Origin of the sequence: Pseudoalteromonas sp. SR45-5 (genome assembly GCF_014163565.1) — a bacterium.
Taxonomy (GTDB): domain Bacteria; phylum Pseudomonadota; class Gammaproteobacteria; order Enterobacterales; family Alteromonadaceae; genus Pseudoalteromonas; species Pseudoalteromonas distincta.
Window position 1 is genome coordinate 1 of sequence record NZ_JACJDN010000227.1, and the last position, 5905, is coordinate 5905.

Below are 5905 nucleotides of genomic sequence, written 5' to 3' on the forward strand. Positions count from 1 at the left end.
CAAAACAGAATAACAATTGTACTATTAGCGATTAATCAAAGTAATAAAAAATCTAATTAAAAAGAATATTGAACAATAAACTTTTCAATTGATAGAATGCCCTACTTTTTCCCATAAAGAGATACAATGGCAAACTTCAATACTCATCTTAATACTGCCGTAATCATCACAGGCTTAGCCTCAGCCACCTTATTATCTGCAGGACATATTGAATTAAAGGGCGCGCTCTGGTTATGGTTTTTAGGCTCAATCGGCGGCTTATTACCCGACATAGATTCAGATAACTCAACATCACTCGATACTATTTTTAACTTATTCGCACTCAGCGCTGTATTACTGGTACTGCATTACATAACCACCGAGCTCATTATTGAAATTAGCTTTATCGAGTTAATCGTAGTGCCGTTATTGGTTTACGGATTTATGAAATACATTATTAGACCCATTTTTGAATGGATCACAGTACACAGAGGTAGTTGCCACTCTTTACTATTTATACTGTTATGCGCGCTATTAACAACTCAAGTAACATGGAAACTGAATGACCAATCAACCACACAAGCAGCCGTCTTTGCCTGGTTAACGGGTGGGTTTATTTTACTTGGCGGGTTAATTCATTTATTGCTAGATGAAATTTACAGTGTAGATTTAAGTAATGTCACCATTAAACGCTCTTTCGGAACCGCTTTAAAAATAGCTGACTTCGATAATAAACTAATTACGCTAGCGTCAATTATTGCCATTGCAGGTTTGATCTATGTTGCCCCTCCCACAGAACAAACTATTACAGCGTTAAGTGACTGGTCTCAATTTAGGCTTTTATCTTAATGAAGGCGATTTAAGCCCTTTTATAGACTTGCCCTACTAAAGTAAGTGACTTTTGCAAAGTCGCTTATCCCCATTGCTAGAATGAATGCAAAATACCCTCTTAGTAATTTAAAAGTTTATGCACAAAGAGGGTAAGAGGCGCTGCGCTTTTAGAGGTTTATCAGCTTAAATCAATGCGACTTTGCTCGTTTAAGTTTAATTAAAAGCGCAAGTTTTAGCCTTTTTGTAATTAATTATTATTTTTATTGGTTTTAGTGAAATTTTTAAATCGCTTTGCCTGTCTTATAGTTTCAATATTTATATAAAAGTTTCAACGGTTTGATGTGTGCAAAACTACTGCATCTTTTAAAAGCGTTAAATATAAAATTATAAGAGGTCCATAATGGAATTTACACATAAACGCACCACCCTAATTACAGCATCGTTATTGTTGGTATTGGCGATATCACAGGGTATTTATTCAGCCCTTTACAGTGCTGAAATTAGTTTTTCAAGGCAGGTTGCTTGGGGGCTAGAAGCGTTGGTATTTACTTTACTTGTTGCCTTTGCAGGCACGGCTATGGTGCAAGCAAAAAACGCTCAACTAGGCTGGTCGGCTATAACATTTAGCGCAATTCTTAACATAGTACAGGTAAGCATTGGCCTTACTTTGTTTTCAACATTTGGAAAAGTAGCGGGTGCCGTAGAAGGCGCACAACCTTTAATTGGTGGCGTGGTTTCTTTGTCATTCATGATTTACTACGCAGCTAAATTATTATTGGGATTAGCAGCACTTGTTTTTGGCCTGTCTTTTATCGCTAAAGGTGGCAAAGCAATTGGCGGGCTTACTGCCTTAGCAGGCGGAGTTGCAATGCTTGCCAATGCTATATTAATCATCTTTGGCCGTGATGGATTCCTTCCATCAGCTGTTGCTGGCGCTTCAGGCATGATTGCAACGTTACTATTAGCAATATGTTTGATTAGTCTTAACCGTAAAGCAGACTAAGGTTTAATAGCTTACTAGTAATGTGCTTATTTAAATAAGTTATAAACATCGGCGTGTATTAGAGATCTAATTCGCCGATGTTTTACGTTTAAAGTGACGCCCACTTTCAACTTAAAGCGTTCGACTACAGCTTCCCAAGTTAATGCCCTCTTCGTAATCTAAAGGCTAATTCACAAAGAGGATATGAGGCGCTGCGCTTTTAGAGGGTAAAATAGCTTAAAACAAAAAGTTTTGCTAATTTAAGTTTTGGTGATTGGAGCCAATAGCTGACTTTATTAGCTAAAAACCCCATCAGCATGTGTTAATCAAAAAAATCGAGTGAGTTTAGTAGTGCGAAAAAAGCCCCGAATAAACCTGAAAGAGTCAATGACCAATAGAAGATACAACCAAGTACCCTGTCGAATATTGTTGTATTTTCGTATAAAGCAGAAGAGTTTGCATACATAAATGCAAACTTACTCTTTTCAACCTTGAGCATCCATTTCCTTGGTAGTGAGAATACTTTAGCAACATTTATGATATCCCAGCCACTTATATACTCCATACCAAGAAGCTCTTTGGTATTTGGATTTTTCCTTAATTTGCGTACAGTAACTTGCCCAAAAAAAACATATAAAACTGCACTAAGAAGGCAACCAACTAGAAAAATAACAAATAAGATTTTTTCAATATCCATTAAGAGTCAAACCATTTCATAATTTCGTCGTATAAACTACCGCTATTTTTCTTCGTATAATCATTAATTTCTATTGAGGCGGCCGCCGCAGTTCCTGCTACTGCCAATCCCCCAATAACAAGCCCAACCCAGCCGACGGGAGTTGCTACGACTAAAAAAGTTAGAGCAGCAGCCCCCGCGTTAACAACACCGATACCAGTAGCAGCACTTGCAATAAAACTAGTTGATTCTACGAACATTTCGCGCTCCCAATTATCACCAGCTTTGTAGGTGTTATGTATGTTACCCACCCGACTACCAAAATCAATTACAGCTAAACCATTTCCTAAAAACTTAGAATACTTTGTAAATTTAACAACATTATCTGCATGAGTAGGGGTTATTAAGTCCAGCTTAGCAACATTACGGCTGCCCCTAGCTATATTTGCCCCCCTTGAAAAGTTTGTCATAGGTGTACCGCGTTTAGATTGGATTTGGTTTGTAACTGCTTTTACTTCCAATCTAAATTTATTTTGCATTTTATCAAAAGCAAGCTTTGCTTTTTGTTTAGCCGCAGCTTTATATGGTGATTTAGACTTGATGGCTTGACGAAATTCGAGCAGTGATTTCTGATAATCACTTACTGCATCGGCAAAATCACCAACTCTAATGGTCTTCACCGCACAAAAAAGCACGGCGTACGCAACGTGATATACAATGGTAGTATTTTGTATCAACCAAACTTACTTGACGTTTTCTCGCGATTGCCATAAGACACCCTGCTTGTTTTTTGCACTAAACAAAGGCTAGCCTCTAACTCCGGAAGGTGCAAAATTTAGGATGGGTGTCTAGTGAATTTTATTTTGCTCAGTTGTACGCCCTGGCATTATATGAACAAAAACATGAATAAAGCTTTCCCGCTTATTACCCACAGAGTAAGTTTTGAATGGATTTATTCTTACTTTTATATCACCCTCATCAAATAACCCTGTTGAATGAGCTACACGGTGAATATGTCCGAGAACAACCTCTTCATTATGAGATTTCAGAACGCTTTCACAGCAGTCAATTATAAAATGTGGCATTGATTATCCTTTTTATTGCCGTTTTGCTTATGCATAGTTAAAGCGGTTTAAACTAACTAAAGCTTGATGTATAAAGTCAAGATTTAACCCCAATCACCTCAAAATTTAGAGTGGGTGTCTAGTTAACTTCAACTTTCTAGAAGAAGGCAGTTAATGGATATGCAAACGATGGAGAAAAATCGTTCACAGATAATGCCAAAAACAATATCATCACTAATAAAACCTATCCTAACGGCATTAAAAAATCAGATTGAAAAAGTAGATTTGAAACTACAAAAACTCATCAAAGAATGTGACGAATATAAGGTCAAGAATGACATTATTCAAAGTGTGCCTGGCGTTGGGAATGTTGTCGCATTTAACTTACTTAGTGACATGCCTGAGCTTGGGTGTGTAAACAATAAAGAGGCTGCATCACTGGTTGGTGTTGCACCATTTAATCGAGAAAGTGGTGTTTATCAGGGTAAACGGATGATACGAGGTGGACGGCCAAAAATTAGAACCGCAATGTATATGGCAATGATGTCAGCTATCCAATGTAACCCTAAATTTAAAGCTATTTATCATCGGCTAGTCGCGGCAGGGAAACCTAAAAAAGTGGCTATTATTGCCTGTATAAGAAAGCTTATAGTAATCATAAATTCTATGGTGAGGGATGGTGTCATGTGGGATCCTAAAATGGTTTGAAATTAGGAATTGACACCATAGTCACTTGTTATATTTTAACTTGCCAAACTTTAACTTCACCATCCATTCCGGATATTATTTTACCATCGCCTTCTAAACGAATAAGAGACTCTAAAATTGATCTCTTATGATCTTGAAGAATATGACCTAAACCTCGATTTTCAAATGCTTGCTTTGGATGCTTAGTTAAAAAATCAAGAACCTTTTTATCAACACTAGCTTCCAAGTTCTTTAATGTTAAATTCGCAACTTTTTCAGATAATAACTTAACGTCTCCAGTTAGCTCGTTATTTGCTTTTGCTTCTTTAAGAACAGATTCAGTTTCTTTAGAGACAGCTTGTTTCAGTTTGTTTGCATCTAGGAAGTGCTCTTCATTGGAGAAGTCACTAGGAGCATACAAAGATTGTGGCTTCATTGCTAAAGTTAAAAAGAAACAGACAACAATGAGCACAGGGAAAAACATTACAAAATATATAAATATAGCTTGCATAGACTCTGGTAACGCGACTAAAGCTCCGGTCGCAAATGTTTCAGCTGTACCTGCAAAAATAGCCACAATTGTTAACGGATTACTTACTTTCATACACAACTCTCAAATAAAACATAACAGCTTATTGAACCCCACTTTGGGGGTTTATAACACCCCAAAACGGCGTATATTACGTTGTTCGATAATCACACCAAACAACTTATTTATAAACAGATAATTACAATTGCTAATCAGTAGCCTTTGTAATTTAACCCCAAAACGACTTTTAATAATGTTATGGGACAAAACTCAAAGAACTGTATTTATATACGGAATTAATTCTATTTTTATTTAAAGCTTTATAGCTCTAGCCTTTAAAACCGTGAATTCCTCTCACACGGGTCGCCATCTCTATCGCCATCCATTTTTGTATTCGGGCAGTTATTAATAAAAAATACTGCCTCTTCTCGTGAGCGCATTTCAGTACAATATTGCCTGCCATCACACGTAAAATTTTGCGTGCTTTTTGGAATAACGATTTTTGGGTATTGTTCATCAAAGGTGGCTAAATCACCATTGGAGGTAACGGGAGTTTGGCTGCTTGAGTGAGTGTTGTATTTATTAATCGTATAAAAACAAAGTGCAGCAATTAGCGCTATTGAGGCAACTTTACCTAAAAAGCTACTGGCAAAATTAGATTTGGCAATGCGGTGCTGCTGTTGTTTGTGTTTTTGATAAGGTGCTTTAAGCTCTGCAACGCCTTCTATGCAGCAGTTAATTGCTTTGGTTTTACCGTCGGGCTGTGTTGCCACTTCAAAGTAAATGGTGTCGCCCACTTTTGGCTTGCGGCTCATATGTTTGAGCGCTGAAATGTGTATAAAGGTGTCGTGCTCTAGGGTGTCTGATTTAATAAAACCAAAGCCCTTTTCGTCATTCCACGCTTTTAACAATCCTTTGTTCATGTATTTACCTGTGCTGATTAAGCTGCGATTACGCAAATTCCATTTAAGTTAAGAATGGTTAGTATACGTTCCTAAATTGCTACCGCGCAACCAAATATTCATATTAGGTTAATTTAAACACGCCAATTAGTTGGCAAAACACTTTACCATATAGGGAAAATACCGAGCTTTGATGTTTAAAATGCAGCAATAAAATAGCCTGTTTTATTTTATAAATTACGGCCATTTGTCCTT

General features: G+C 37.1%; 7 protein-coding genes and 2 pseudogenes. 3 read left to right on the top strand and 6 right to left on the bottom strand.

Annotated features, from left to right (window positions below; genetic code table 11):
* The first annotated feature begins 126 nt into the window (after window positions 1-126).
* Both H5072_RS10105 and H5072_RS10110 read left to right on the top strand, forming a co-directional pair.
* Window positions 127-828 (top strand): metal-dependent hydrolase, encoded by a 702-nt coding sequence (locus tag H5072_RS10105; protein WP_182693457.1) that lies wholly within the window; start codon window positions 127-129, stop codon window positions 826-828.
* A gap of 382 nt (window positions 829-1210) precedes the next feature.
* Window positions 1211-1813, top strand: a complete 603-nt coding sequence (locus H5072_RS10110; RefSeq protein WP_182693458.1) for a thiamine biosynthesis protein ThiC — start codon at window positions 1211-1213, stop codon at window positions 1811-1813.
* A gap of 301 nt (window positions 1814-2114) precedes the next feature.
* Here the strand turns inward: H5072_RS10110 and H5072_RS10115 are convergent, their stop codons facing one another.
* The 4 genes and pseudogenes from H5072_RS10115 to H5072_RS10130 all read right to left on the bottom strand — a co-directional run bounded on the left by H5072_RS10115 (window position 2115) and on the right by H5072_RS10130 (window position 3553).
* Window positions 2115-2489 carry a hypothetical protein gene (locus H5072_RS10115; protein ID WP_182693459.1) on the bottom strand — a complete coding sequence of 125 codons (375 nt, stop codon included), beginning with the start codon at window positions 2487-2489 and terminating at the stop codon, window positions 2115-2117.
* Window positions 2489-3148 carry a hypothetical protein gene (locus tag H5072_RS10120; RefSeq protein WP_220488579.1) on the bottom strand — a complete coding sequence of 220 codons (660 nt, stop codon included), beginning with the start codon at window positions 3146-3148 and terminating at the stop codon, window positions 2489-2491. Before H5072_RS10120 ends, H5072_RS10115 begins: the two co-directional genes overlap by 1 nt.
* Window positions 3141-3239: pseudogene (locus H5072_RS10125) on the bottom strand (transposase); the annotation flags it as partial. The pseudogene H5072_RS10125 and the gene H5072_RS10120, both read right to left, overlap by 8 nt.
* Before the next feature lie 77 nt (window positions 3240-3316).
* Entirely contained in the window at window positions 3317-3553 is a 237-nt protein-coding gene (locus H5072_RS10130; RefSeq protein WP_182693461.1) for a hypothetical protein, read from the bottom strand.
* A 132-nt stretch (window positions 3554-3685) separates the two neighbouring features.
* Here H5072_RS10130 and H5072_RS10135 point away from each other — a divergent pair.
* Window positions 3686-4240: pseudogene (locus H5072_RS10135) on the top strand (transposase); the annotation flags it as partial.
* A gap of 28 nt (window positions 4241-4268) precedes the next feature.
* Here the strand turns inward: H5072_RS10135 and H5072_RS10140 are convergent.
* On the bottom strand, window positions 4269-4823 hold the full coding sequence (locus H5072_RS10140; protein ID WP_182693462.1) for an ArsR family transcriptional regulator: 555 nt from the start codon (window positions 4821-4823) through the stop codon (window positions 4269-4271).
* Window positions 4824-5083: 260 nt separating this feature from the next.
* Window positions 5084-5671: a cold shock domain-containing protein gene (locus H5072_RS10145; protein ID WP_182693463.1), complete on the bottom strand. Its 588-nt coding sequence runs from the start codon at window positions 5669-5671 to the stop codon at window positions 5084-5086.
* Window positions 5672-5905: the final 234 nt, after the last annotated feature.

What these genes read in the sequence shown, in the direction of transcription:
- H5072_RS10105 (WP_182693457.1), top strand. Translation starts at nt 127, where the DNA reads ATGGCAAACTTCAATACTCATCTTAATACTGCCGTAATCATCACAGGC.
- H5072_RS10110 (WP_182693458.1), top strand. Translation starts at nt 1,211, where the DNA reads ATGGAATTTACACATAAACGCACCACCCTAATTACAGCATCGTTATTG.
- H5072_RS10115 (WP_182693459.1), bottom strand. Translation starts at nt 2,489, where the DNA reads ATGGATATTGAAAAAATCTTATTTGTTATTTTTCTAGTTGGTTGCCTT.
- H5072_RS10130 (WP_182693461.1), bottom strand. Translation starts at nt 3,553, where the DNA reads ATGCCACATTTTATAATTGACTGCTGTGAAAGCGTTCTGAAATCTCAT.
- H5072_RS10140 (WP_182693462.1), bottom strand. Translation starts at nt 4,823, where the DNA reads ATGAAAGTAAGTAATCCGTTAACAATTGTGGCTATTTTTGCAGGTACA.
- H5072_RS10145 (WP_182693463.1), bottom strand. Translation starts at nt 5,671, where the DNA reads ATGAACAAAGGATTGTTAAAAGCGTGGAATGACGAAAAGGGCTTTGGT.